General features: G+C 44.8%; 20 protein-coding genes and 2 tRNA genes. 13 read left to right on the plus strand and 9 right to left on the minus strand.

All coding sequences use genetic code 11. The features are described from left to right. Positions 1 to 126 precede the first annotated feature (126 nt). Positions 127 to 291: a hypothetical protein gene (locus tag U1F02_RS00175; protein WP_409988331.1), complete on the plus strand. Its 165-nt coding sequence runs from the start codon at positions 127 to 129 to the stop codon at positions 289 to 291. After that, complete coding sequence (locus U1F02_RS00180) at positions 288 to 911, plus strand: YdiY family protein (RefSeq protein WP_409989048.1); 624 nt, start codon at positions 288 to 290, stop codon at positions 909 to 911. Before U1F02_RS00175 ends, U1F02_RS00180 begins: the two co-directional genes overlap by 4 nt. 45 nt (positions 912 to 956) lie before the next feature. Here the strand turns inward: U1F02_RS00180 and U1F02_RS00185 are convergent, their stop codons facing one another. The 6 genes from U1F02_RS00185 to murI form a co-directional block, all read right to left on the minus strand. Beyond that, a complete protein-coding gene (locus tag U1F02_RS00185) occupies positions 957 to 1,268 on the minus strand; it encodes a DUF2007 domain-containing protein (RefSeq protein ID WP_409989049.1) in 312 nt (103 codons plus the stop codon). Between the two features lie 3 nt (positions 1,269 to 1,271). Then, positions 1,272 to 4,802: a UvrD-helicase domain-containing protein gene (locus tag U1F02_RS00190; protein WP_409988332.1), complete on the minus strand. Its 3,531-nt coding sequence runs from the start codon at positions 4,800 to 4,802 to the stop codon at positions 1,272 to 1,274. Then, positions 4,799 to 7,507, minus strand: coding sequence for a PD-(D/E)XK nuclease family protein (locus tag U1F02_RS00195; protein WP_409988333.1), 2,709 nt, complete (start codon positions 7,505 to 7,507; stop codon positions 4,799 to 4,801). The genes U1F02_RS00190 and U1F02_RS00195 overlap by 4 nt, the downstream gene beginning before the upstream one ends. Positions 7,508 to 7,590: 83 nt before the next feature. After that, positions 7,591 to 8,274, minus strand: coding sequence for a Bax inhibitor-1/YccA family protein (locus U1F02_RS00200; RefSeq protein ID WP_409988334.1), 684 nt, complete (start codon positions 8,272 to 8,274; stop codon positions 7,591 to 7,593). A 105-nt stretch (positions 8,275 to 8,379) separates the two neighbouring features. Further along, a complete protein-coding gene (locus U1F02_RS00205) occupies positions 8,380 to 9,582 on the minus strand; it encodes a class I SAM-dependent methyltransferase (protein ID WP_409988335.1) in 1,203 nt (400 codons plus the stop codon). 33 nt (positions 9,583 to 9,615) lie between these two features. Then, on the minus strand, positions 9,616 to 10,434 hold the full coding sequence (gene murI / locus U1F02_RS00210) for a glutamate racemase (protein ID WP_409988336.1): 819 nt from the start codon (positions 10,432 to 10,434) through the stop codon (positions 9,616 to 9,618). Positions 10,435 to 10,543: 109 nt separating this feature from the next. Between murI and rmuC the strand changes: the two genes are divergently transcribed. Both rmuC and U1F02_RS00220 read left to right on the plus strand, forming a co-directional pair. Then, positions 10,544 to 12,082: a DNA recombination protein RmuC gene (rmuC, locus tag U1F02_RS00215; protein WP_409988337.1), complete on the plus strand. Its 1,539-nt coding sequence runs from the start codon at positions 10,544 to 10,546 to the stop codon at positions 12,080 to 12,082. Further along, positions 12,079 to 12,588, plus strand: a complete 510-nt coding sequence (locus U1F02_RS00220; protein ID WP_409988338.1) for a GNAT family N-acetyltransferase — start codon at positions 12,079 to 12,081, stop codon at positions 12,586 to 12,588. The genes rmuC and U1F02_RS00220 overlap by 4 nt, the downstream gene beginning before the upstream one ends. On the opposite strand, the gene trmA is transcribed toward U1F02_RS00220, so the two are convergent. Next, a complete protein-coding gene (gene trmA, locus U1F02_RS00225; protein ID WP_409988339.1) occupies positions 12,585 to 13,676 on the minus strand; it encodes a tRNA (uridine(54)-C5)-methyltransferase TrmA in 1,092 nt (363 codons plus the stop codon). The genes U1F02_RS00220 and trmA overlap by 4 nt on opposite strands. Positions 13,677 to 13,695: 19 nt before the next feature. Then, positions 13,696 to 15,168 (minus strand): two-component system sensor histidine kinase NtrB, encoded by a 1,473-nt coding sequence (locus tag U1F02_RS00230; protein ID WP_409988340.1) that lies wholly within the window; start codon positions 15,166 to 15,168, stop codon positions 13,696 to 13,698. Positions 15,169 to 15,466: 298 nt separating this feature from the next. On the opposite strand from U1F02_RS00230, the gene U1F02_RS00235 reads away from it, so the two are divergent. The 5 genes from U1F02_RS00235 to U1F02_RS00255 all read left to right on the plus strand — a co-directional run bounded on the left by U1F02_RS00235 (position 15,467) and on the right by U1F02_RS00255 (position 19,715). Then, positions 15,467 to 15,542: transfer RNA gene (locus U1F02_RS00235), tRNA-Val, on the plus strand. A 28-nt stretch (positions 15,543 to 15,570) separates the two neighbouring features. After that, positions 15,571 to 15,647: transfer RNA gene (locus U1F02_RS00240), tRNA-Asp, on the plus strand. Between the two features lie 535 nt (positions 15,648 to 16,182). Further along, a complete protein-coding gene (locus tag U1F02_RS00245) occupies positions 16,183 to 17,544 on the plus strand; it encodes a hypothetical protein (RefSeq protein ID WP_409988341.1) in 1,362 nt (453 codons plus the stop codon). A gap of 16 nt (positions 17,545 to 17,560) precedes the next feature. Beyond that, positions 17,561 to 18,532 (plus strand): 1-aminocyclopropane-1-carboxylate deaminase/D-cysteine desulfhydrase, encoded by a 972-nt coding sequence (locus U1F02_RS00250; protein WP_409988342.1) that lies wholly within the window; start codon positions 17,561 to 17,563, stop codon positions 18,530 to 18,532. A 49-nt stretch (positions 18,533 to 18,581) separates the two neighbouring features. Then, complete coding sequence (locus U1F02_RS00255) at positions 18,582 to 19,715, plus strand: cyclic nucleotide-binding domain-containing protein (RefSeq protein WP_409988343.1); 1,134 nt, start codon at positions 18,582 to 18,584, stop codon at positions 19,713 to 19,715. 43 nt (positions 19,716 to 19,758) lie between these two features. On the opposite strand, the gene U1F02_RS00260 is transcribed toward U1F02_RS00255, so the two are convergent. Then, a complete protein-coding gene (locus U1F02_RS00260; protein WP_409988344.1) occupies positions 19,759 to 20,091 on the minus strand; it encodes a DUF2845 domain-containing protein in 333 nt (110 codons plus the stop codon). A gap of 155 nt (positions 20,092 to 20,246) precedes the next feature. Here U1F02_RS00260 and fliS (U1F02_RS00265) point away from each other — a divergent pair, with 155 nt between their 5' ends. From fliS (U1F02_RS00265) to U1F02_RS00280, 4 genes are all read left to right on the plus strand, one after another. After that, the gene (fliS, locus tag U1F02_RS00265; RefSeq protein WP_409988345.1) at positions 20,247 to 20,636 is read left to right on the plus strand and encodes a flagellar export chaperone FliS; all 390 of its coding nucleotides are present in this window, start codon (positions 20,247 to 20,249) and stop codon (positions 20,634 to 20,636) included. Between the two features lies 1 nt (position 20,637). Then, positions 20,638 to 20,913 (plus strand): hypothetical protein, encoded by a 276-nt coding sequence (locus U1F02_RS00270; RefSeq protein ID WP_409988346.1) that lies wholly within the window; start codon positions 20,638 to 20,640, stop codon positions 20,911 to 20,913. 58 nt (positions 20,914 to 20,971) lie between these two features. Further along, a complete protein-coding gene (gene fliS, locus U1F02_RS00275) occupies positions 20,972 to 21,376 on the plus strand; it encodes a flagellar export chaperone FliS (protein ID WP_409988347.1) in 405 nt (134 codons plus the stop codon). Between the two features lie 231 nt (positions 21,377 to 21,607). After that, complete coding sequence (locus U1F02_RS00280; RefSeq protein ID WP_409988348.1) at positions 21,608 to 23,053, plus strand: sigma-54-dependent transcriptional regulator; 1,446 nt, start codon at positions 21,608 to 21,610, stop codon at positions 23,051 to 23,053. Positions 23,054 to 23,076 lie beyond the last annotated feature (23 nt).

Below are 23,076 nucleotides of genomic sequence, written 5' to 3' on the forward strand. Positions count from 1 at the left end.
AAAGCGGATGTGCGAAAGCCATCCGCTTTTTTTATTTCAAGTTATTAAGGTATGTTAGCGAACCGTAGGATAGTTCGATCTGACTTAGTCTTTAGATGGTATGTTGATGGAATTAAGGATATTAGTATGTTGAAAAAATCTATAGTTGCTTTAGCTGTTTCATGGTCCGTTGCATCAGTCGCGGATGAAGTGCGTCCTTGGCAAGTTGAGGTAGAGGTTGGTGCTATAGCGACTTCGGTAACACAGAAACCACAAGCCTGCATAGCAAACTGGATGCAAAACAAAGCCTGACTAAGTTTATGAACGAATATATTCTGAGTTCGCTTTACAAAGAAGATCAGGTTCTACAAGACGACAACACCAAATCCAAAGAGAAAACGGCTGACAAATATTTGGTGTCTGCAAAGTCTGCTTATTTGCTCGAAGGCGGAACGACGAAGGACGCTGAAAAGAAGTCTTACTTATTTGGTTTCGCGTCTTACACTCACGACAAATTTGGCGCTTATAAAACTTACGAAACAGTCGCATTAGGTTATGGTGATTGGCTTTATTCGACGGAAACATTTAATTGGTTCGCGGAAGCGGGCCCAGGCTATTTTCGCGGTGAAAAAATAACAGGTCTTGGTACAGCAGCAGATCCTTACGTGGCCGAAAAAGAGCAGGGTGCCCTGTTGCGTTTGGCTAGCGAGATTGAATGGAAGTTTAGTCAGACGGCGGTTTTTAAACAGATCTTAAGTATCGAAAGTGGATCTGATAACACACGTACCTTAAGCGAGACTTCTGTAGCGGCTTCAATCACTAACGCCATGCAAATGAAGATTGGTTTTGCAGTGGCAAGTGATTCAAAGGTTTCACCGGGTAAAGAAAAAACAGATACGACTACCTCTGCGACCATTGTGTATAAATTTTAAATGAATGCTCGCTTTCCAATTATTCGGGAAAGCGAGATTTTTAATTTAGGCTGTGTAAGTGTTTTCGCTTTCGCAGTTCCAGCAGAAATCAAATGCGGATGAGTTGTTCTCACCGCATTTTGTGCACAGCCAGTCGTTTGTATCTTTATGTGAGCTTTGGTTGATGAGATCGGTCGCTCGCTCATAGTCTTCATCATTCACAATCCATAATTCCTGCCAAGTATTTAAGAATGAAAGGTCTCCGGAAGCGCCACCGGCGTATTCATTTTTTAGGCAAGTAAGAATTCCAGCGTTATTCAAAATATTTTGAACATTACCAATCAGTAAGGTGTTTTCGTTGGTGTAAACGAGCTTCATCAATTAAACCTCCACTTCAATAAATCTTTGGGTATGCTCAAGCAGCGGGAAATAAAGGCCGAGCTTTATGGTTTGATCACCCAAAGCAGCAAAGCAGTTTTTATAACGTATTAGCTGATTGCGGTAGGCATTGGTTTCCTGAACGATGAAATCAGAAATAGTTTGGCCTGCACTGGGCTCACTGCTTTTGTAGTCAATGATCCAACGAATTCCTTCTTCAACAAAGGTTCGGTCAACGATGTTTTCCCTGAGTTTTACATCCGGTTGGTTTCCTTGTGCGTAGGTAATCGCTAATTCACTCGCGCTCTCCGCATGGCTCGCATCTAAAAGCCAGCGCCCATGGCTATCTTCCAAGGTGTTTTTAATAGCACGAATGATTTTTTGTTTGGCTAGAGAAATTTCCTCAGCTTTCCAGCCTAATTGCGCTAGCTGAATATTCCAGAATGGCTCCTGAGTTGCGATCCAGCTTTCATACATAAAATCCTGTCGCATGCCGATCAGATTTTGCAAAGCACGATGAATAAGTGTACCGGTGTGGCGCGCTAGTTTCGCGCTTCGCGTTTCAAGCTCTGGAATATTTTCATCATCGCCAAATTCTTTGCCGCGATATTTCTTTAGGAGCTGATTGTCATCCAGCGTGGGCGCAATCCAATCGGGCTTTAATCTCAGCAATTGTTGTAAGCCAGGTCTTGCAAATGTTTGCTTTACCCTCGTTGCTGTTGAAAGCGTTGAGTTGCTTTGAGAAAAAGATTCGGGAGATGCTAATTTCACATCGTCCTTAACCTTGGGCCAAATCGTGTTCAATAAAGATTTCTTGGGAGGATTTTTCCAAACATCCTCTTCAGTTTTAGCCAGAGTAGCAAACAAATACAATTTCTTTATGGCACGTGTGCAGCCCACATAAAAAAGTCGAGTCGCTTCGTAATCCAATTGTAGGGAAGATTCTTTTTGAATGTATTTATAAAGCTTGTCTTTATCGCCCCCTACAGGCGCGAGCGGGCCAAGCAATAGCTGGCGCTCGCCATGGTGATTCAATCGCTCACGCCATAGCAGCAGTTGCTGACCATCGCTCGGTGATAGCTTGTGTAATCTGGGGATAATCACATGATCAAATTCAAGACCTTTGGATTTATGCATGGTCATAACTTGCAGTTTTGCATCCGCATCTTGACGCGGTGCTGCATAAAGTTTTTCTATCGCCCGATGAAATTTATTCCAGTCTTTGATGTTGCCACTTTGTTGGTGTTGCTCAACTAAAGCGAAGAAAGTCGGTGTGTCGTTGAGATCTTGCGGGTCTAATAAGGTAGCTGGGCCACCCAAAGCCAGCCAAGTTCCCTCGAGCCATTGGCGCAGAGGCTTGCGTTGGCGCGTTGCGAGAGCAGGTTTAACGACATCTATAAATCGCTTTAGGCTTTGACGTCCAACGGCACTTAGCGCATCAATCCTTTCATAGCACAGCACTTGTTGCCAAATGAAGGGGAAATCGGTTGGTTTGCCAATAGGATTTGTTTCACCAAGCTGTGTATTTGCCAGTGCATGTAAGTCTTTTAAATCCAAACCACACCAAGGCGCGCGTAAAACAGATAACCAGGCAATGCGGTCAGCGGAATTTAAAAGTGCACGAGTAAGACTGGTGAGATCAATAATAGCCATGCGCTGCGCAAGGCTATCAATGTCAGTTGCTTGCCAGCTTAGTCCAAGATGACTCATAGCCGGAAAAATATGTTGGAGATGATTTCTTCCGCGGGCGAGTAAAGCAACTGTGTCGCTGGGGAGTTTACGGCGAATATCCTTGATTAAAGTTGCCACTGATTCCGCTTCGCGCAATTCTGCAAAGTAGCGTTCTTCACCAGCGGTTTCGTCGTCCTCGTCTTTGTTATCGTATGATGTAGAGTCGCTAGTTTTTGTATAAGGACTTATATAAAGCTCAACAGCATTGCCTTCAAGTTCGGGTTTAAATGCATTAGACGGTGAATACTTCACGGCGCCACGGCTAATGTCATCCTGTGCTGGAAACGCAGACATAAACTGCAGATTAACCCAATTAACAATGCCACTTTGCGACCGGAAGTTTACGGTCAGGTCTAATTTTTCCAAGGGCAAATGCCCGATGCCTTGTGCGCGCGCTTCAAGAAAAATCCCCACATTTGCATTGCGAAAGCTGTAACAACTTTGCATGCCGTCGCCGACGATAAACAAACTGCGTCCATCGCCAGCTTGCCAACCTGCGGTTAGTTTTTGCAACAATTCGAGTTGCGTACTGGCGGTGTCTTGAAACTCATCCACCAAAATATGGCGTATGCGATAATCGAGCTGAAGCGCTATATCACTCGGTGAGTCATCAAACCCCAAAGCTGTTAATGCTGCTTGGCTTACGGCAGTAAAATCAGTTTCACCACTTTGCGCGAAAACGAGATCCAGTATTGCTGCCAAGCGCGGCAACAAGCGTGTGAGGCTATCCAATAATTCCCATTGGCTTTCCTCGTAGTGAAGGGGAGGTAAGCTGCGTAGCTCATGAATAATATCAGCTGCTTTCGGATCTAAATCCTCTATAGCGTTTACCATTTCGGCAAAACGGTTTTTGTAAGTGGCACTTTCTTTATTTTCTTTCGCAGTGGGGAAGCCTTGATTTTTATTCAATGCCTTTCTAAATGTGCCATCACCGGTCAGTAAAAGTTCGGCAATGGCAATCCATTGTTCCAAATCGGTTAAAGCAACATTCGGCAAACCTGCAATACCATGTAGTTTTGCGATAAGACTTGATGTTGAAGCGGCAAGCAAATTTCCGGCTGCCCAATCGGCGATAGACGCCAGCTCGCTTCCGTGTAACAACAAAACATTACGAGCAGCCGTTAAGCTGTCCAGAACGATTTCCTGTAAAACATTTTCCAGATAAGGGCGTGCATTTTTATGTTGGGCTTGAAAAACTAAACCTAACCATTGATCGCGTTTCGCTAAGAGTGCGACCAATAATGCTTCCAGCGCAGGCAAATTGTTGTCTAAATGTTCGAGCAAGCGTTGTAGGTCATTTCGCACATCACTTTCTGATTCCAACTCATTTAATAGTTGATGGACGGCTTGTCGATAAGCCGCATCAGTATCATCTCCCGGTTTTGGTTGACTTCCAAAACCGCTGGCAATAGGAAGTTGACGCGCTATAGCGCTGCATAAACTATCGATTGTTTGAATGCGTAAACGTTGCGGGCACTGCAAAAGATTCCATTGTTTTTCGGCGTCGTGCGCTAATAAATTGGTTGCGAGTTGCCAGGTAAGTAAATCATGGGCGCTGGCGGGTTGTGGTTCTTCTTTTGCTCTCCATAATGCTTGCAAAACGCGGTCCTGCATTTCGCCAGCTGCTTTGCGTGTGAAGGTAATGGCAAGCACTTCTTCCGGGGTGTCACAAAGGCTTAGTAATTTTAAAAGTCGTTGTGTAAGCAAACCGGTTTTTCCAGACCCTGCTGGAGCGCTCACGGCGAAAGAACGATTTGGATCTAGAGCAGCTTGGCGCGCGAGAAAATCGATAGGTTGATTCATACTTGGTCACCTTTTGCTGCAATCAGCTGTAGTGCATCAGCATCGGGTAACCGAGTGAGTGGAATTAAATCTGTAGCATAAGACTCGACGGTTTTATCTTTAAAGTCGACACGTGCATCGCCAGATATAAAATCGTCGGCGAGCTTTTGCAATTGATTATGCCATTCCTGAAGTTGATGCCGCCAGTCGTCGCTCGGTTTTACTCCCGGTTGATTCAGGTTTGCATCGTGCAGTTCGCCAAGGCCATCCCATTTTTGTTGCTTGCGATTAATTTGGGCAAAGCTAATCGCAGAAATATTTCCTTGTGTCACAGCGTAGAGCGGAAGTTGTGGTTCGGTGATGCGATCACCTTGCCAGCTCTTTGAGTGTGCGTTACCCGTTTTGTAATCAATGATCAGGCGGTCACCGTTAAAAAATTCATCGATTCGGTCAACGCGCAGTTTTAACCGCAAACCGGCAAATTCAATATCACTCTCCTGTTCAATCGCAATAACTTTAAAGCTTGGGCGATCCCGTTCGCTGATCAACCACTCAGTCAATAATTGCGTAAGGCGGTTGTGTTCAATATCGCAATAAACTTTGCCCAACTTGCGAGGGTTGCGCGCTTGAGTTTTGCTCACAATTTCTTTAACGATATTGCTGATCATGGCTTGCAAAGCTTGGTCATCTAAGTTCGCCAAGCCATCGGACGTTTCCAGTTCTTGCCAAATAATGGCGAGTGACTCATGCAGTAAATTGCCTCGCTCTGCGGGGCTAAAACCTAAGACGGGTTCATCAGGATTATTGGCACCTAAACGTAAACGTACAAAGGCTTCAAAGGGGCAGGAAGCTTGCAACTTAAATAATTGACTCCCACCACGAACAGGTTCTTCAGGTTGTAATTCTGGTCCGTTTGAATCGTGGATAAGATCTAGTTGTGATGCCTGTTGCAATTGTTCGTAATAGGTTTGAAGGCTAGATTTTTTTTGCTCGAGTATTTGTGAAACAGGGATTAATGGAATATCGCGTATTAAAGCGCTGGGACGCAGCTCATTGTCGCCATCGCGATGTGCACTACTAAAAATAATATTTGCCGCGGATTGTTTATAGCGCTGAGTAAGGCCTTGGGCAATTTCAAGTTCGCGCGTTGCGCTGGCGTGAGGCATATTGTGTTCACGTTGCAACTGCAGTGGTAGTAAGGGGTTGGGCGCAGGAACGGGTGGCCATTGGCTGTCGTTCAAGCCCATTACCCACAGGTGACTGAATTGCAAACCGGCGGCTTCAAGTGCACCCAGAATTTGAATAGGTGAATCAGGAGTTTGTGCTTGAAAAGGTGTTTTATCAGCAATCTCACGCAGATAGCGACAGGCTTGAGCGTAGCTGATGTGAGCGGAATAATTATCCATGCTGGCAAATTGATCGCGCACTTCAAACCATTGGTTTAGCTGCTGGTATTCCTGTGAATCCAAACGACGGGATCCCGGCCAATTCATTAGGCTGAGCAATTGGTCGAAAACGATTAACCAGTCACTTGCTGACTTGTTGTCAAATCTTCGGCGCAATAAGTTTCCCATTTCTTCAAATTGTTTTCCCAATTCGAGTTTGGCAAATTCGGGAATGCGCGTTTCCAGCTTGCTTAGGCAAAAACGAAGGTCACTAGTGCTGAGCGTTAAACGCCCAAGTTTGCGTAGCTCTGTAGTAAGGTGGGTGCGAACAATCGTTTCCTTCGATTCATCACCCCAAAAAGGCGACGTCAAAAAATTGCACATTTTTTCCAGTGGCCAATTGTCTTGTTGTAGATCCAATATATCGAAAACGCTTGATATTAGCGGTGTATTACCTAAAGGTGTTCCGGCTGAAAAGTTAAAGGGCAGGGTGTAGCGAGCTACGCTTGGCAAGATCGAGTATGCTTCAAAAACTTCGGTAAATATACGTTCAACTTGATCACGGCTTTGTCCAAGGTTGGGTACAACAATGCCAATTAACGCTTTATCGGGGTTGGCTTGTATTTCAGAAAAACTCCACAACGCCGCTGCGGTTATTTCATCTTCAAACGTGTCCAGTTGCGTTCTATGCAGTATTGGTTGAGCGGTGTTTTGAGCGGGTAGCCGAACTAAATTGTGCGCTGCAATTTCCAGCACATGTTGCATTAAGGGCGGAATGTCATCAAACCCTTCTAGATAAATATTATCCAGCTTTGGTAGGTGCCCTAGCTCAAATGCTTGCGCGATAAGTTCGTAAGAATGTTCTCGCGTTACAGAGTTCTGAATTTTCAGGGCTCGTTTAAATTCCTTTATCCACTCGATGAATTGAGCGGTATTGCTTTTAGGATCGATGAAATAGTCATTTGATAGGTTTTGAGTCAGGCGCCAAAGCTCCAAGTTTTTGAAAGCACTATCTGCTTGTTGGGCTAAAGGTTTAGGTTGGAGAAGAGTGTCACCGATTGAAGAGTTTTTAATGGCTGCTTCCCAAATAATTTGTCGCTGCAAATTTGTTGCGACTTTGGCGCAGGAGTAACTTACGCCATTGTTTTGTAGATTGTCCCACAAGCCCTCCAGCCATTGACTTAGGCTTTGGATGTTGGGTTTCAGCCAGGCTTTTGCTGTTTGGCGCGTTGCGTAGGCGCGCAGGAGGTGATTCCGCAAACGGTTATTGGGTACAAGGATGAGAGCGCCCGAATCAAGAGCGGGCGCCAGGAATTCCAAGGAGAGATAGGTAGCGGCCATGCTTTACCCGAAGTTAATGTATGTTAAGAAAAAAGGCTCCTGACCTAAAAGGTGAGGAGCCTCTTGATAAGCCAGTTTAACCATTAATCGTCGTTTGCTGCGCCTAGTAAGTGGAGCAAGCTGGTAAATAAATTAATGATGGACATAAACAAGGTCGTGGTTGCCAAAATGTAGTTAGTTTCTCCGCCGTGAATAATTTCGCTGGTTTGATAAAGAATCAAGGCGGACATCAACAACACTACACCCGCTGAAATGGCCAAGCTAACGGCTGAAAATTGGTAACCGAACAAAGAGGCGATAACCACGAACAATGAAGCTACGATCATGAGCATTAGCCCAGCTGCAACAAAACCACCTAAAAATTGAAAGTTTTTACGAGTGGTTAGCACATAAGCCGAAAGGCCGATAAACACTGCGGCCGTGCCACCTAAAGCTTGCATGATAATGGTGCCGCCATTTGCCATCTTTAAATAAAAGTTCAGCATAGGGCCTAGGCTGCCACCAATTAAACCGGTGAAGGCAAAGACAACCACTAAACCTGTTGCGGAGTTAGCGGTTTTAGGTAGAACAAACCACACTAGGCCTAAGGCAACTAAACTCATTACCAGTCCAACTGTATGGCTTAATCCGGCGGCCATAGAAATTCCAGCTGTGAGCGCGCTGAATGCCAGAGTAAGGCCCAGCAACATATAGGTGTTGCGCAACACCTTGCTTACATCTGTTTGGCTCAGGGTTTGAGCCGACTGAATAGTAGATATATTTTGCATAGTGTTCTCCAATGGGTTTAGCGGCTTACTGACCTGTAAAAACGAGTAATGGATACTACAAAATAACAGACATTTTTACTACGTTTTAGTTCGCTTGGATTAACCTTACGCAGCACTTTCTTGTAATAATTTTTCTAAACAATGCTCTTGGATTCCATAAAAACTTTTAATAGCCGAAATTTGTTGCAAGATCTCGGCGCTGTCTTTGGGTTGTTTGCGCTTTTGCGCAAGGATCATTTTATTTTTACTGGTGTGTTCCAGCGAAATGAATTCAAAAACCTGGGTGTCGTATCCGTGAGCTTCCAATAAAAGTGCGCGTAATCCGTCTGTAATCATTTCGGCTTCTTGTCCTAAATGAATGCCATGTTGCAAAACAGGCGCAAGTAGGCTTGGGCTTTTTAGTTGCGGTCGAATTTGCTTATGGCAGCATGGCGAGCACATGATGATTTCTGCACCCGTACGAATACCCATGTGGATGGCGTAATCGGTTGCGGTATCGCATGCATGAAGTGCAATCATGACGTTAATATTTTGTGCCGCAAAATGTTTTACGTCACCTTGCTCAAAATGAATATCGCTTAAACAAAGCTTGCTTGCGGTTTGATTGCACAAGTCGACCAAGTTTTGACGAAGTTCAACGCCGGTAACTTGTGTGGTTACGCCGAGCTGATCGTTAAGGTAATCATGTACCGCAAATGTCAAATAGGCTTTTCCGGAACCAAAGTCGGCAATATGAACCTTATCGCGTTGCGCTATGCCGGTGTTTTTAATCGCGGCAGACAAGACTTCAATAAATTTGTTGATTTGTTTCCATTTGCGGGACATAGACGGAATTACATTGCCTTGTGCATCTGTAATACCGAGTTCCTTAAGATAAGGGCGGCCTTGTTCGACAAACCTGTTCCTTTCTTGGTTATGCTGTAGGTCTTTTTCAGGCTTGGCTTTCTGTGTGTTGGGTGTGCTTTTATTGCGATGTTTATTGACGAGTACCTTTCCCTTTTTACTGAAACTTAACTGAATTTCCCAATCATCTGTTATCAGATGCGCGTTTTTAAAGTCTCCCCCCAAGTTTGACTGAATAAAGGCGATTGCTTCGGTAAGGTTTACATTTTTGGTGATGTGATTGGTTTTGTATTCGTATAAAAAAGACAGCAAATATTCGTCCTTTATTTGCACTGGCCGAATACTGATACGCTCGAGACTCACCTCATCGCCCTGATATTTTGACAATACCAATCGCTGCAAGGTTTTGGCATCAAATGCTGTGCGAATAGTCGTTAAAAACTGTTCAAAATCGGGTGATGACATGTGGCACCTTAAGGTCTATTTAAATATCTTGAGTTAGATCTCGAGAATATCCAGACGATGAATTCCAAATTGATGAAGTGATGGACGAAGCGACTCTACCGAAGGTGACGATTGAGTGAACACCGCTAGGTGTTCGGGTACAGATTCAGGAAATACTTTATCGCCCAATAGAGAAGCCACGCGACGCGCAATAGCTTCGCCCGAATCGATCAGTTCGAGGTGATTCGGAAATTCCGCTTTTAACTCTCCACGCAGCAAGGGGAAATGTGTACACGCTAAAACGAGCGTGTCCATGTCTTTGCCGCGAGGGTGATCAAAAAAGGGTTTCAGAATGGGTTTTAATTGCTCTGGTAGAACCTGCTTGCCACGGAGTTTTTGCTCAGCAAGTGCGACCAATTCGCTAGAACCCACGGAAATAACTTCCGCATTCGAAGCATATTCGCATATCAGGTTGTGGGTGTAGGGTCGAGCTACGGTAGCAGGTGTCGCCAATAGGCCTATGACTTGCGACTGGCTGCGAGCGGCGGCTGGTTTAATTGCCGGGACCACACCAACGATTGGCTGAGAAAAGTGGCTGCGAATGTGAGGCAATGTGAGTGTGCTCGCCGTATTACAAGCTACAACAATAATATCTACCAGGTAGTGCGCCGTTATTTTGCGAAAAACCTTGTCTACCCGTTCGGTCAATTCGGCCTCGCCCTTGGTTCCGTAAGGAAAAAAAACGTTGTCTGAGGCATAAATCAGCGGTGCGTATGGAAGCTTTTGCTGTATTTCGCCCATTATGCTCAAGCCGCCGACGCCTGAGTCAAAAATCAGGATACGCGGCTGTGTGCTAATTGCTGATAAAGACATGGAGGCTCTGTTGGTGAATTGCGTTAAAATGTCCGCCGGAATTTTAGGGTAGCGGCTTAATAGCCTCAACTCATTTATGCTCTCAAATCCATCTAACTAAGGATTCTTCGTGAATAGTGCATTTATTCTACTCGCCGTTGTGCTCGTTGCGCTTTTGGTTGGTTTCTTTTTCGCCAGCCTATTGCTCGGTCGAAATAACCGTAAAGCCACAGAAGCCGCCTTATTATTGCGTGAGAATGAGCTGAAAAGTCTCCACGTGCATGAACAGCACCAAGCCGCCTTGCGTGAGGCGAATTTGCAACAGGAGCTCGCCCAAGTAAAAGCCCAGCTACTTGGTGCGAAACAAGAGTTGGCAGAATTGAAAACTGCTCATCAAGAATTACAAGCTCATGCAAATACCAATTTGCAGTCATTGGCTGCTGCCAAGCAACAATTACAACATTTAGCTGATCTTCAATTGGCTCTGCAGCAGAAAGAAGGCGCCTTGCTGAAAGCGACAGCAGAATCCACAGAGTTGGCTACTCGTCTTGAGCAGGAACGTAAAAATTTTGCTGAGCAGCTATCCATCCTGCAAAACGCAAAAATTGAGTTATCCAAAGAATTTGAAAATATCGCCAACAAAATTTTTGACCACAAACAGCAGCAATTTTCGCAGTCTAGCAAAAGTCTACTCGAGACTACGCTTGATCCCTTTAAGTTGCAGCTCAACGATTTTCGCCGAAAGGTTGAAGATGTTTATGAAAAGGAAAACGCTGAGCGCAATCGTTTGTCGGGTCAGGTATTAGAGCTACAAAAGCAAGCTCAAAAGATCGGTGAAGACGCGGTCAATCTTGCGCAAGCGCTAAAAGGAAATAGCAAGGCTCAAGGAAATTGGGGCGAGGTGATTCTGGAGCGTTTGTTGGAAGAGTCCGGCTTGCAGAAAGGCCGCGAATACGATACTCAAATGAGTTTTACGAGCGACGAAGGCGCGCGCCGTATGCCAGATGTGATTATTCATCTGCCGGAACAAAAGGACATTATTATCGATTCAAAAGTATCTCTGATCGATTATGAAAAGTTTTGCACTTCTGACGATGATCAAGAGCGGAAATATCATTTGAATGCCCACGTAAATTCGTTGCGAGGCCATATAAAAGGTTTAAATATCAAAGACTATGAAAAGTTGGAAGGGGTGAAGTCTCTGGATTTCGTCTTTATTTTCATTCCTATCGAAGCCGCTTTTATGCTCGCGCTTCAGCACGAGCCTAACCTTTACCGAGAAGCCTACGACAAGCATATAATTTTGGTAAGCCCTACGACACTGCTCGCAACCTTGCGTACGGTTGAAAATATTTGGCGTTATGAAAAGCAGAATAAAAATGCCGAACGCATTGCTAAGGAGGCTGGTGCTTTACATGATCAATTCGTTTTGTTGCTTGATGCAATGGACAATATTCAAAATTACTTAAGCAAATCTCAGGAAGCATACAACACGGCACGCAGTCGGTTGCAAACCGGGCGCGGCAACTTGGTAAAACGTGTAGATGATTTGCGTCGTTTGGGCGCCAAGACTAAAAAACGTATCGACGGAAGTCTTGTGGAAGATGAAGTCGAAATCAATGCGTTAATTGAATCCAGTGACGATGATTCAACGGAAGCTGAACAATGAGTTTTACCATTCGCTTGATGCAACTGGATGATTTATCTTCCGTCGTTAAGATTCAAAGCGATGCTTATGCTGGGCACTTTTTAGAATCAGCAGATGTTATTGCCCAGCGTTTTTCGTTAAGCCCTTCAACATCCTGGGTTGCAGAGCGAGAGGGTAAGGTGTGCGCTTATCTCGTGGGCTATTGGTCAAAAGTTGGGAAGATCAGCCCGCTCAATGCACCTTTTACATTAATTGCTAATGCGGATTGCCTTTATTTGCACGACCTTGCGCTGTTCAACGAGGTTCAAGGGCATGGGCTGGCGAAATTGTTGATTAAGGCTGCAATTGATTATTCCCGTGAAGAAGATGCAATTGCTATTGCGCTTATGTCGGTACAAAACTCCGTAGATTTTTGGCGTAAGGCGGGATTCTCAGAATACACTTTGCTTGACGACGAACAGTATAAAAATCTGCGAACCTATGTAGCCGACGATGCCCCGGCTATTTACATGGTGAAATATTTCTAAATACGTTTTCTAAGTGTAACGCCTACCTCTAAGTGGTGCGTGTAAGGAAATTGGTCAAATAAAGCAACATTGGTGATGTCATGTGTTTGTACAATGGTTTTCAGGTTTTCGTGTAAAGTCGCCGGATTGCATGAGATATACATAATGTTGTCGTAGCGCTGTGTAATGGATGTGGTGTGTGGGTCCATACCGGAACGAGGTGGATCTACGAATATGCTGGTGAAGTTGTAAGTATCGAGATCAATACCCTCTAATCGGTTGAACGTCCGCACCTTATCCATCGCCTGTGAAAATTCTTCGCTAGATAGCCGACCAATCGCGACATTCGTAATTTGATTTAATTCGAGATTAAAAAGTGCTGACTTCACGGAAGGCTTGGCTAACTCTGTGGCTAACACACGATTAAAATTTTGTGACATCGGAATAGTGAAGTTTCCATTGCCGCAATAGAGCTCAATTAAATCTCCACCCCACGATTGGCTTTTCTCTACCGCCCATGCCAGCATTTTTTCACACACACGAGCATTGGGTTGGGTAAAGCCAGATTCAATTTGTTGGTAACGAAATTGTTTGCCGGCGACATTCAACTGCTCAATGACGAAGTCCTGGTCAAGCACCAGCTTTTGCCCTTTGCTACGACCAATAACAAAAATGCCCAGCGTGGTTTGTAAGTTGCGCGCGGCTAAAGTCCATTCTTCGTCCAATTTACGGTGATAAATGAGAGATATGAGTGCTTGTCCGCTCAATGTAGTGAGAAAATCGATTTGGTAAAGTTTTGTCCGCAATGTCTCGTCAGCATTAATTTCATTCATCAATGCTGGCATGAGCTTGTTCATAAGCTCAGAACCAATCGGAAAGTCTACAATGTCGTAAGGTCGTTTTAGTTGGTCATCACTGAACATACAGTAAGTAGAATAGGGGCCTTTATGCCAAATGCGGAATTCCGCGCGCATGCGAAAATGCTTAATGTCTGATTCAAAAATCTCTGGTTCAGGGAATGAAAAGTCAGAGAAGTTTTGTTTGAAGGCAGCAATTTTTTCTGTCAGCTGCATTTGATAATCAGCTTGGGAATATGTTCGAGAATTCATAGGGGATTATAGGTCTTGTTTAAATGTCGAGAGCAATTTGTCGTTCACCTGCCATAGGTAAACGAATTTTGAAGGTGGCGCCTTTACCGTATTGTGAGCTGAGGCTAATTTTACCTTTGTGATGTTCTGTGATGATGAAATAGGAAACAGAAAGACCAAGTCCCGTGCCTTTACCAATATCCTTAGTGGTAAAAAATGGTTCAAAGATGTGGTCTTTATTTGTGTCTTTTATACCGGGCCCATTGTCACTGATTTCAATAATTACATCGGATTTTTTGGTGTAACCAGAAATTTCTACCCGCATTTCGTCGGGTTGTTTATAGTCATCTGAAACCAAAGCTTGGTAAGCGTTGCGCAGTAGGTTCAGGAAAACTTGTTGCAGTTCGGCGGCGGAGGCAAAAATACTCGGGAAGTCAGCGCTAAAGTGAGTCACAACTTTAATGTCATACATTTTGGAATGCTCTGCAAAGCCCGCGTTGCGATTAAACTCTATCGCCTGGTCAACAAGCTTTGGAATATTCACCCAATTTTTTTCGCTGTGATTGCTGTGCGAGAACTCAAGCATGTTGTTGACTATATTTCCCGCACGCTCTCCGGCTTCTTTGATGTTATCCAAAAACTGTGGAATATCCCTTTCGCGAAGGTATTGCGAAAAAGCATCGAAATCGAGCTGGTGTTTCTGAGCAATTTCCTTATTAGAGCTCAGTTCAGAAGATGTCCTGCGAATAATGTTTTGAACGTTGTGGAGAATAATACCTAGCGGGTTATTGATTTCATGTGCGATGCCAGCGGCCAGCTCTCCCAGAGAGGACATTTTTTCATTTTGAATCATCATGTTTTCGAGCTGAACGCGTTTGGTTACGTCTTTCAACTGAATAACGGCGCCCGAATTATGGCTATTGGTTAGGCCGCTAATTAGAGGGTATATCCTCAAATCATAAAAATGAGGCTCCTCATTTTCGATTTGTTGTAGTTGTCGATTAACAAATGATTGCTGGCGTTTGATGATGTCTTCCAACTGTTCCGCGGATATGGGGAGGTGCGGAAGTGCGGAGGTGATATGTGTTCCCAAGGCTTTATCAAAGGATATCCCGGTTTTTTCAAAGGCGGCGATGTTCCAGTAAGTGACCTTGCCCTCTGCTGAGACGCCCACCAAAATGTCGGGAACTGAGTTAATCATGGTTTGCAGGTGACGCTTGGTGTCCTGCAACTGCGTAGCTATGAGCTTGTGGCTTTGCACAGCGTTTTCCAGCTCGGTATTTTTTTGATTCAGACTTTGGGTGCGGTCCTGGATTTTCTGTTCCAGCTCTTTTTGATGAAGCTTGAGTAGGCTTCTGGCTGCTTTGTTCTTTAATCGGCTGCGCTGTAACCCTGCAATCAGGATAGTTTGTACAATTAATAGGCCCGCAATAATAACCAGTAGGCTTAGGCTCGTTTCTCCATCAGCATTTGAGGCTTCGCAAGAGCTGAGAGCGGAGACAAAAATAACCATCGCTGCTGCTTTGCATAATCTCAAAGGGGAGGTGAAGGCGCGTCGGTCGTGAGTCATTTGGGCTTTGTGAAGAGTTAAACAAGCGGATATTGTCTCATCTATAGCGGGTTAGCTAAAGCGCTATAAACCCTAGTCCCGGTTAAGGCTTTGGCTTAAGCGAAGAGATCAAATGTTCTCTTTTTAATCAACTGCTTAGCCGAAGGCTGTTCGGCTCCCCTTAAGAATCTAAAGTCGCAGAAATTGTGACAAAAAGTTTGACACTCATTCAAAATTAGGTAGAATGCGCACCTCTCAGCAAGGGCGGTTAGCTCAGTTGGTAGAGCAATGCCCTTACAAGGCATGGGTCACAAGTTCGAGTCTTGTACCGCCCACCACTTAAAAGTGCCTCGTTGAGATCTTTGCGGACCGGTAGTTCAGCCGGTTAGAATGCCGGCCTGTCACGCCGGAGGTCGCGGGTTCGAGCCCCGTCCGGTCCGCCACTAATTCCTAAAAAGCTGCCTTAAAGGCGGCTTTTTTGCTTTCTGGGGTATCGAATTTCTGCCCAACCCATAAGATCCTACTCTGTCATTAAATGTTTATTTTTTAGTCGCTTATTTGTCATTTGTGGTTGCTAATGTTTGCTCCAAGGATAAATTTTGGAAAGGAATCCTCTTTAGCAACCCAAATGTATAGGTGTTTATATGCAAGACTATCTAGAAGATCTGCTGGATGACGTAGAAGACTTTGATGATGAAATTTCGGACGACTATTTCGATATGTAATCCCAATCTTTTTTGATTCTATCCAGTCCTTTTTTCAAGTACACGTGCGCCGTCTGCGCGTGCCCCTCCGAAATGCCAATTCGTTCACGCTTTCTGGTTTGAATAATACCGATATCAGCGTCGAACAAGCCGCAAATATTGCTTAAAGGAGCTTTTTTGTGGTGGTAGTCAATTAGATGCAAAAGCAGCTGACATATACTCATTCTATTATTAATAACAACGGCCTGATGGTCGGCTAGATTGGAACGAGGTTATGGCGATAGAAAATGCAGACTCTGTAGAGGCGGTAGTCCTGTTTACAGGGGATGTTATTACTCGCGAGCTTCTTTACCCGGAGTTCGAAGCAATTTTAGATGGTTTTGTGCCGGTTCCCGATTTCAAAGGGGCGTCTGCCAAAGCGGTCTATCTCATTATAAATTCTAATCTCAAAGTAACAGCAGCGGTTTTCTTCCTTCTGGATTTCGATGAGCGCGGCATGGTTGATCGCCGGTGGAATGTCCCGCTCCAGCAACTTGCTGAAGTGTCTGGTCGTGGTCCAGATTTGGGTGCTGGCCCCATCAGATTGGCTTGTTATAGCCAATGCGCAATCGCGTGGCACCAGAAAAAGCTTTGGGATCCGCAAATGGATCCTGCGAAGTCGAGCTTTGCGCAGCTTAAAAAATCAGTCGAAAACAATCGCATGGGTGTGATTTTTAAAAAACCAGCTCAGGAACAATTAACGGCGATCCCTCCTGTTTTAACTCAACCCTTGGTTGAGCAAAACAGCTTGGAGCTGCAACAAAAAATGCACGAATTTTATGCGGCTGAATTGCGTAATCAAACAGAAAGTCTGCTGAAAGAGCAGCGTTTACGTATTGCAACATTACATTCAAAGCAACAAGAAACTATTCAAAAACTGCAACATGAACACCAAGCACGATTGCAGGCGTATCAGGAAAAATTAAAGGAACTAAAAGCACTTAATGTCGATTTGGAATCGCGCAATCGCTCGTTAAAAGAGAGTTTCGACGTACAAGCCAGCAAAGTGGAAGGCATGCGAGAATATTTCTCGCATAAATTGAAAGCGGCGCAGAATGACGAGAATAGTCAAATTCAGGCGTTGCAAGAAAACTTTGCTGTTGAATTGTCTTTAAAGCTACAAACAGCGACAGCTGAGCTTCGCGAAATGCTTGATATGCGGGAAGTTGAATTATTTTATCGCCACCAAAACGAAACAGCGTTAAAAGAAGAGATCGTAAAACTCAAGCAGGACTATCAGGAGCTTCTAAACAACAGCGGAGAACAAGTTTTAGCTCGGCTTGATAAGGCTGGTGTCAATTTTGTGGTCTATCATCCAGGTGCTGGTCAATTCACCATTCCCGTAACAGATTTAAGCTTGTATCTCGAAAACCCAACGGCTTATGTCGCTAAAAATTCCGGCGTAGGTGAGCGCCTTTACTCCAACTGGTACGAACATTATCAAAACCCAAGTTGCAAAGGATCGGATGCGAATGGGCATCCTTGCGGCAAGCCTTTGGTAAGAATCGGCTCTCCCGTTGAGTTCCATGAAGGTGAAAGTGACCGTTGCGAGCATCATCAAGTCATTTCCTATAAGATGGTTTCAGAAAAGCGGTGACCTCTGGTAGAAATGGTTGGATGAATTGATTTCCGAAGATGAGTTTTTAAGTAGGGCAAATGAGATTCCACTAGAACGCCTCGACTGTGCTTTGGCCAAAACGAAAGGCGTTGAAGTATTTATGCGGCGCGATGATCTAATCGACCCGTATTTAAGTGGCAACAAATTCTACAAGCTGTATTACAACTTACGTGCCGCCAAAGCGTTCGGGCATGACCAGCTACTGAGTTTCGGTGGTGCCTATTCGAACCACATTTATGCTTTGGCTGCGGCGGCAAAAAAAGCAAATTTTAAATCCATTGGTGTTATTCGCGGCGAGCGACCGCAGCGTTTGAGTCCAACGCTTCAAGATGCTGAAGCTTGGGGAATGAAATTACATTTTGTCCCTCGAGCAGATTATCGTGTTGGAGATTCAAATGAGTTTCTGGCGGAGTTAAAGCGGGTTTATGGTGACTTTTTCTACATACCTGAAGGTGGTGCAAATACGTACGGGTTTGAAGGCGCTAAAGTCATAGGTGCGTCCATATACCGACAAATTAAATCTAACTATACTTCCATTTGTTTGGCCGCAGGAACCGCTAATACGCTGGCTGGCGTCGCGACAGGGTTGCAACAGGAAAGCGAGATGGTGCTGCAGCCGTCGAGTGTTATAGGCTTTTCGGTATTGAAGGAGCCAACGAAATCGAGTTGTCAGAGTTTGGGTAAGCAAGTTATTTCGCATCAGCAGCAAGTTGGTGAATCAGCAAGTAACTGGCGACTCATATCCGGATTTCACGGTGGTGGCTACGGAAAAAAATTAACCGCAGAGATGCGGCGATTCATGATTGAGTTTGAGCACGAGAACCAACTGCAGCTTGACCCTGTTTATACGCTCAAGATGTGCTGGGGTGTTGCGCAGTTACTAAAGAAAGATTACTGGCCAAGAGGCAGCCGATTGATATTGATCCATACTGGCGGGCTTCAAGGTAGACGAGGTTTTAGCCTTTAATTGTTAACTTACGAGTACTCGTTATTGCCGTAAAGCGAAGGAATATTATATGCAACCGCAAAAAAGTATGATGCCAGCGCGTGTCGAATTCGATTTATCTTTAACGCGAACTCTGGTTCCACTTAAAGATATGAGCGAAGCGCATTTGTTGGAATTATTGAGTAATTCTGATTCCGAGATTATTTGCGCAGGGCAAACTATTTTTGCGCGCGGTAGCTATGATGCGCACCACATTTATCTTCTGCACGGCAATGTTCGGTTGGTCGATGAAAATAACGGGGCAACTCTCGTTAAAGGTCGCTCTAGTTTACTGCCTATTGCACATCATCAGCCGCGCTTGGTAACCGCAATTGCAGAGTCTGACTGTAGCGTGTTGCGGGTTGATAGTGAGCGTTTAGATAAATTGTTGGCTTGGAGCCAAGTGGCTGATTATTTACAGCTCAATATTTCCCGGCAAAGAGATTTAGATGAAGATATCGATTGGATGATGACTGTTCTGAAATCCAATTTATTTTTTAAGGTTCCTCCCATTAATGTCGAAGAAATTTTTTCGCTGCTTACACCACAAGTGGTTTACGCGGGGGATGTTGTAATTCGGCAGGGTGAACTGGGTGACAGGTGCTATTTCATTAAGGAAGGTCAGGCGGAGGTTTGGCGTCATAACGAATCTGGGCGTCAGCTCTTGGCGGGTGTTGGTGTTGGGCGCTGTTTTGGTGAGGATGCGTTAGTTAATGAGGCGCCCAGAAACGCCTCAGTAGTCATGAAGACGGATGGCGTATTAATGACGCTTAATAAACAAGATTTCTTCCGTCTGTTGAAAGAACCGCAAGTAGCCTCTGTCAGTTTAGAATCTTACGCGGAAAAAATTGCCACCGGAGCGGTTGCGGTTGATGTACGTAGCGAAGAAGAATATTCCGAACTGCATTTGAATTCGGCTGTAAATATCCCATTAAATTTGCTAGGTATTAAATCTCGAATGCTCGATAAAAACCGCACCTACATTTTCTATTGCAATACCGGTCGCAGAAGCAGGGCGGCCGCACATTTGTTAACGCAACAAGGATATCAGGCATTTGCTTTGGATGACTGCGTTAATTTATTTTCACAGACTCGCTGGCAGCCCTTGCTAGATTCATCGTCTAATTTTTTGTTGCGAGATGGTGTTGCTCAAAAGGGTACCTAAGAAAATTAATAATGAAAGAGAAGGCCGCTAATGCGGCCTTTTTTTATTGAACTCGATCTCCGTAGCGCATTTCGCGCAATCGACCCTGAGAGAAATAGAGGTTTGTCCAAAACTGGCCTTTGCCGGGGTTGTAAGTCCATACGTCTACATCTTCACAATGGTCTATCAAATCGTACTCGCCATTGGCCCGTCTAACTCGCATAGGCGTTTTTTCGCAGTAACTATCTTTGAGAACGGGCTCGCCACATTTTCGGTAGACGTCAACCTTGGCATCCCCCACCTCGACAATATCGCCATTGCAGCGTAGTGATTCTGCATGGGCAGAGCAGGCGACTAGAGCGCTGAGAAGAAGTGTTAGGCCAGTTAGAAGTTTCATATTGCATCCTTTTACATGGGGTTAATCCAGATCGTCGGTTTTAAGTCGCCTTCCATCCAAGTTTACCGCTAAAGAAATTTTTTGCCCTGCCGCTAACTTGGTAAGCGTGTAGCTTTACTCAAAAAACCTTAATGATTACTGAAGAGAGATGTCTTATGAACGCATATCAGGCGGCACAGCATTATTCATCTGTTAAAAACCAAGCTGGCGTACTGGACGCGTCTCCTCATAGGCTGATTCAAATGTTATTCGAAGGTGCTTTGGAGCGTATCGCCCAAGCAAAAGGCGCAATGCTGCAAAACCAAATCGCACGTAAAGGCGAACTGATTGGTAAGGCGATTAATATTGTCGGCGGTTTACAAGGCAGCTTGAATGACAAGGAGGGCGGTCAGTTGGCCGCCAATTTGGAAGAGCTCTACGACTACATTATTCGTCGATTGATCAAGGCGAATATCAGTAACGACCCAGAAATTCTTGATGAATGTGGTCGTCTTTTAGGTGAGCTGAAATCCGGTTGGGATGCAATAGCGCCGGAGGTATCGTGAAATGCAATTGCATCTCGTTGAACCCGTAAGTTACGCCGGACGCGCCGGTTTGTTACACCTGCGAGGCTTGCAAAGCGAACTAAATGCCGCTCTTGAAGCCCAAGATTGGGATAGAGCTCGTCGTCTCGATCAAAGCTGTGCCTTGGTAATCGACAAAGTTATAGCTCAGAACCGTGGCGACACCAAGGCGATTGCGGACGCGCTCAACGAGCTAAAAGGTGTGTACGCAAGTCTCATTGTGCAATGTAAAAGAGAAGTTGCTTCATTGGCGCATTGATTTAATGCTAGGCTTAGCGGTATAACTAATAGCCAGAGCCAGTAAAGGAGCGCCAAGATTGTCTAATTACAATTCGCAAGAAGCCCTTAAGCAATACCGTCAGTTAGGGCTAGAAACCCAAATCAACAACGCCAGCCCCCATCGTCTCATTCAACTTCTAATGGAAGGTGCGCTCGAGCGTTTGAACGGTGCCAAAGCAGCTATGGAACGTGGCGATACGGCAACTAAAGGTGCTCTAATCGGTAAAGCCATGGGCATCATCTCTGGCTTGCGTAGCTCTCTCGACATGAATGTCGAAGGTACGGATTTACCTGAGCGTTTAGACAACCTTTACGACTATATGGGGCGCCGCTTACTTGAAGCTTCTGCTTCCAACAAAAGCGAAATGGTTGGTGAGGTAATTGACCTTCTGAAGACCGTAAAATCTGGTTGGGATGGTATAGAACCAAAAGTTGCGACCTAATCTTACATATCCTCTGTGTAGCACCTGTAGTTCAGGTGCTTAGTTTCTTTAATGCACAATCCTGTCAAAAATTCAGCGCATTTTTATCTCGATCAAAAAAACATTTATTTATTCCTGCCATTAATTTGACTCGCTTAACATCCTCGTCTAAACCTAAGCATTAATAGTCATAGCTCCGACGGCGAGCGGACAAAATCTAGTCAATCAGCCAATTTGCAAGGGTCATAAGACATGTGGCGTAACAACAAAGTCTTAGTTATTGATGACAGTGAATCGCGCCGACACGACTTAAAAGTGTTACTGGAATTTCTGAGTGAAACTACCTTGGCGGCTAGCTCAAAGAATTGGTACGAGTTAGCCCAAAATGAAAACAAGGGTGAAGATTACATAGCTGTGTTTGTTGGAGATTTTTCCCATTCCAAGCAAAGCTTTGAGCAACTTTTAAAAAGTATTCGCGACTGGAATGATGAACTTGCCATAGTTCTAACCGGCGAAAATGTACCTAGCGACGAGGGGTTGGACGATTCCTTGCGCCACATGATTATCGCCAGCCTTACGCTTCCTCCTACCTACAACACCCTAGTTGACACCTTGCATAGGGCCCAGCTTTATCGCGAGGCTCAATCAAGCAGCAAGCGCCAGCCAACGCGTCGCCCCGTGCATTTATTCCGTAGCTTAGTAGGCACCAGCCGTGAAATTCAAAACGTGCGCGAGATGATGGCGCAGGTTGCGGATAAAGATGTGTCTGTGTTGATTACGGGTGAGTCGGGTACTGGTAAAGAAGTCGTTGCGCGTAACTTGCATTACAACTCACCGCGTAGGGATAAACCTTTTGTTCCAGTAAATTGCGGTGCAATTCCAGCGGAATTATTGGAAAGCGAATTATTTGGACACGAGAAGGGCGCTTTTACCGGCGCGATTAATTCTCGTGCTGGCCGTTTCGAAATGGCGGAAGGCGGCACACTTTTTCTGGATGAAATAGGCGATATGCCGCTCAACATGCAAGTAAAAATTTTGCGTGTTTTACAAGAGCGGTGTTACGAGCGTGTGGGTAGTAATAAAACACAAAGTGTGGATGTTCGCATCATCGCGGCGACGCATCGCAATTTAGATGGCATGATTACTAACAATACCTTCCGTGAAGATTTGTTTTATCGGCTCAACGTATTTCCCATTGAATTACCATCACTAAAAGAACGCTCAGAAGATATTCCGTTGCTTATTAATGAATTGGTTGCGCGTATGGAAAATGAACAGCGCGGCTCAATTCGTTTTAATTCGGCTGCGATCATGTCTTTGTGTCAGCATGAGTGGAGCGGTAACGTGCGCGAGCTTGCCAACTTGGTTGAGCGCATGGCAATTATTCATCCGTACGGCGTTATTGGCGTGCAAGATTTGCCTGCGAAGTATCGCCATATAGATGTGAGTGCAGAAGAGTTTGCGCCGACACCGCAAGCATCAAATCATGCAAACACTGGCTACGTAAATATGAACGATAACCCACTGTTGCCGGAGCAAGGAATTGATCTGCGCGAATACATTACCAATTTAGAGATGAGTTTAATTCAGCAAGCCTTGAACGATTGCGGCGGTGTTGTTGCGCGTGCTGCTGATAAGTTGTGCATACGTCGTACAACCTTGGTTGAGAAAATGCGTAAATATGAGTTGCAGCGTTAAACGATATGCAAAGTTGAAAATAA

The sequence above is a fragment of the Cellvibrio sp. genome (assembly GCF_046347455.1).
In the GTDB taxonomy this organism is placed as follows: Bacteria; Pseudomonadota; Gammaproteobacteria; order Pseudomonadales; family Cellvibrionaceae; genus Cellvibrio.

Bases quoted from the DNA above. Each gene is read 5' to 3' on its own strand.
- fliS (WP_409988345.1), top strand. From the start codon at position 20,247: ATGAACGCATATCAGGCGGCACAGCATTATTCATCTGTTAAAAACCAA.
- U1F02_RS00230 (WP_409988340.1), bottom strand. From the start codon at position 15,168: ATGGTTATTTTTGTCTCCGCTCTCAGCTCTTGCGAAGCCTCAAATGCT.
- U1F02_RS00190 (WP_409988332.1), bottom strand. From the start codon at position 4,802: ATGAATCAACCTATCGATTTTCTCGCGCGCCAAGCTGCTCTAGATCCA.
- U1F02_RS00195 (WP_409988333.1), bottom strand. From the start codon at position 7,507: ATGGCCGCTACCTATCTCTCCTTGGAATTCCTGGCGCCCGCTCTTGAT.
- U1F02_RS00260 (WP_409988344.1), bottom strand. From the start codon at position 20,091: ATGAAACTTCTAACTGGCCTAACACTTCTTCTCAGCGCTCTAGTCGCC.
- murI (WP_409988336.1), bottom strand. From the start codon at position 10,434: ATGTCTTTATCAGCAATTAGCACACAGCCGCGTATCCTGATTTTTGAC.
- U1F02_RS00245 (WP_409988341.1), top strand. From the start codon at position 16,183: ATGGCGATAGAAAATGCAGACTCTGTAGAGGCGGTAGTCCTGTTTACA.
- U1F02_RS00175 (WP_409988331.1), top strand. From the start codon at position 127: ATGTTGAAAAAATCTATAGTTGCTTTAGCTGTTTCATGGTCCGTTGCA.
- U1F02_RS00200 (WP_409988334.1), bottom strand. From the start codon at position 8,274: ATGCAAAATATATCTACTATTCAGTCGGCTCAAACCCTGAGCCAAACA.
- U1F02_RS00280 (WP_409988348.1), top strand. From the start codon at position 21,608: ATGTGGCGTAACAACAAAGTCTTAGTTATTGATGACAGTGAATCGCGC.
- U1F02_RS00185 (WP_409989049.1), bottom strand. From the start codon at position 1,268: ATGAAGCTCGTTTACACCAACGAAAACACCTTACTGATTGGTAATGTT.
- U1F02_RS00220 (WP_409988338.1), top strand. From the start codon at position 12,079: ATGAGTTTTACCATTCGCTTGATGCAACTGGATGATTTATCTTCCGTC.
- U1F02_RS00270 (WP_409988346.1), top strand. From the start codon at position 20,638: ATGCAATTGCATCTCGTTGAACCCGTAAGTTACGCCGGACGCGCCGGT.
- U1F02_RS00205 (WP_409988335.1), bottom strand. From the start codon at position 9,582: ATGTCATCACCCGATTTTGAACAGTTTTTAACGACTATTCGCACAGCA.
- U1F02_RS00255 (WP_409988343.1), top strand. From the start codon at position 18,582: ATGCAACCGCAAAAAAGTATGATGCCAGCGCGTGTCGAATTCGATTTA.
- trmA (WP_409988339.1), bottom strand. From the start codon at position 13,676: ATGAATTCTCGAACATATTCCCAAGCTGATTATCAAATGCAGCTGACA.